1 protein-coding gene and 1 pseudogene are annotated in these 2,733 nt (G+C 54.0%); both read left to right on the forward strand.

Going from position 1 to position 2,733, the window contains the following annotated elements:
- Nucleotides 1-951 (forward strand): MobA/MobL family protein (locus PGS25_RS15490; RefSeq protein ID WP_270419412.1); only part of this gene is annotated, 951 nt, incomplete at its 5' end.
- Nucleotides 948-2,733: pseudogene (locus PGS25_RS15495) on the forward strand (AAA family ATPase); the annotation flags it as partial. The gene PGS25_RS15490 and the pseudogene PGS25_RS15495, both read left to right, overlap by 4 nt.

The raw sequence follows: 2,733 nt of genomic DNA on the forward strand, positions 1-2,733 counted from the left end.
GTTCCCACTACCGACTGGGGCAGTCCCGAAACGCTGGAACATTGGCGTGAAGCATGGGCGGAGCTATGCAATGCCAAGTTTGCGGAAAAAGGTATTGATGTTCGTATCGACCACCGGAGCTATGAGCGTCAGGGCGTGGAGCTTCTTCCCACTATCCACGAGGGCGCAACCGTCCGGGCAATGGAGAAGAAAGGCATACGCACCGAAAAGGGAGAGTTCAACCGCTGGATCAAAGCCACCAATGCCGTTATCCGGGACATCAAGAAGAAAATCACTCTCCTGTTTGATTGGATTGCCGAAGCAAAAGCAGAGCTTGCCAAGCCGCAGACCCCCGACCTTGTTTCTCTGCTGAACGCCTACTACACCCAGCGCAAAGCCGGGGCTTATTCCCAGAAAGGCAAAATCAGCAACCTAAAGGAGATGAACGAGACTTTCAATTATCTCCGGGCAAACGGCATTTACACTCTTGAAGATTTGGAAAGCCGTGTCAGCGAACACAGTGCTGCCACAGAGAGCTTGAAGAAAACGCTGGACGAACAGACCGCCCGAATGAAAGCAATTAAGCAGCTCTATGACAGCTCTGCTGCTTTCCAGAGCTTGAAGCCTGTCTATGACGGCTTGCAGAAAATCAAGTTTGAGAAGCCCAGAGCCAAGTACAAGGCAGAGCATGAAGCGGAACTGAAACAGTTCTACGCCGCCAGACGAAAGCTGACCGGGGAGTTCCCGGACGGCAAGGTGGATATGAAAAAGCTGACCGAAGAGTATGACGAGCTGGAACAGGCGCACAACACCACCTATGGCGAGTTTAAGACCGTCAGAGACGATTTACATCGCCTTTGGAAGGTTAAGTCATGCGTAGGTACTGCCGCCCGATTTAACGAGCGCACAGAGGAACAAAAGCTCCAAAATCGACCCCAAACACGACAGAAAAAGGAGGAACTATCCCGATGAATTACACCCAAGCACAGATTGACCGGGCAAATGCCGTCAGTCTGGAAGATTTTCTCCGCACACAGGGAGAGACGCTTATCAAAAGCGGACGAGAATACCGCTGGAAAGAACATGACAGCCTGACCGTCCGGGGAAACAAGTGGTTTCGCCACAGCCAGAGCAAGGGCGGCTATCCCATTGATTTTGTCATGGAGTTTTACGGCAAGTCCTTTCCCGAAGCTGTCCAGATGTTGACAGGCGAAAACGGCGAGGGACAGACCGAAGCCACCACAGCACCGCCCACAGCGTTCCACTTGCCCTTGCACAACAGAACAGCCGACAGAGCAATTCAATATCTTTGCGAAAGCCGAGGTCTCAACAAAACGCTTGTTGAGGATTTTCTTCTTTCCGGGGATATTTACGAGGACGCAAAGCGGCACAATGTTGTGTTTGTCGGCAGAGACCGAAGCGGTACGCCGAGATACGCCCATGTGCGAGGAACGGCAGACCCATTCAGACAGGACATTGCCGGGTCTGACAAGTCCTATCCGTTCCGCTATGAGGGAAACGGCAACCAGCTCTTTGTCTTTGAAGCACCGATTGACCTTTTGTCCTTTATCTGCCTTTATCCGCAGGACTGGCGGACAAGGAGCTACCTTGCCCTGGGCGGCGTTTCAGGCAAAGCCCTTGACCGTTTCCTTTCTGAACGCAAGGACACCCGAAAAGTGTTCCTCTGCCTTGACAGCGACACCGCAGGAAGTGAAGCCTGCACCCGGCTGGCACAGGACATTCCCGGCGAGATCGCCGTCATTCGCCTTGTCCCGGCAAGGAAAGCCTGGAACGATGTTCTCCGTCAGCAAGGGGACATTCCCAGCCGCAAATTCATAGCCGAGACAATCACGCTGTGAGAGCTGCCCACCGCCCAGCCTGTCCCCATGCTCCGTATGGCAGATGTGGAGCTGACGAGCGTGGATTGGCTATGGTTTCCGTATATCCCCTTTGGAAAGCTGACGATCATACAGGGCAACCCCGGCGAGGGAAAGACCTACTTTGCCATGCGTCTTGCGGCGGCTTGCACCAACCGAAAGCCTTTACCCGGTATGGAGACCCTTGAGCCTTTCAACATCATCTACCAGACCGCAGAGGACGGTCTGGGCGATACCGTCAAGCCCCGGCTGATGGAAGCAGACGCAGACCTTGAAAAAGTGCTTGTCATTGACGATAGAGACACACCACTGACCCTTGCCGATAAACGCATAGCAAGGGCAATCCGGGAAAACAACGCAAGGCTGGTTATCATTGACCCGGTACAGGCGTTTCTGGGCGCAGATGTGGACATGAACAGAGCAAACGAGGTGCGCCCGATATTCCGCAGTCTGGGAGACATTGCACAGGCTACCGGGTGCGCTATCGTGCTGATCGGACACCTCAACAAAGCCGCAGGAACGCAAAGCACCTACCGGGGATTAGGGTCTATCGACATTACGGCGGCAGTCCGCAGTCTGCTCTTTATCGGCAAGCTGAAGGACAGCCCCACAACAAGGGTACTTATCCATGAGAAAAGCTCCCTTGCGCCGCCCGGACAGTCCCTTGCCTTTTCTCTGGGAGACGAGAAAGGCTTTGAGTGGATAGGGGCTTATGACATTACCGCTGACGAGCTTCTTGCCGGGGCAGACAACACCAAGACCGAAAGCAAGACCGCACAGGCGCAAATGCTCATTCTGGAACTGCTTGCAGACGGAAAGCGTATGCCAAGCGCAGAGCTGGAAAAGACGGTCAATGAGCGTGGGATTTCCTCACGCA

Origin of the sequence: Butyricicoccus sp. AM78-15b2TA (assembly GCF_027665985.1) — a bacterium.
Classification (GTDB): Bacteria; Bacillota; Clostridia; order Oscillospirales; family Butyricicoccaceae; genus Agathobaculum; species Agathobaculum butyriciproducens.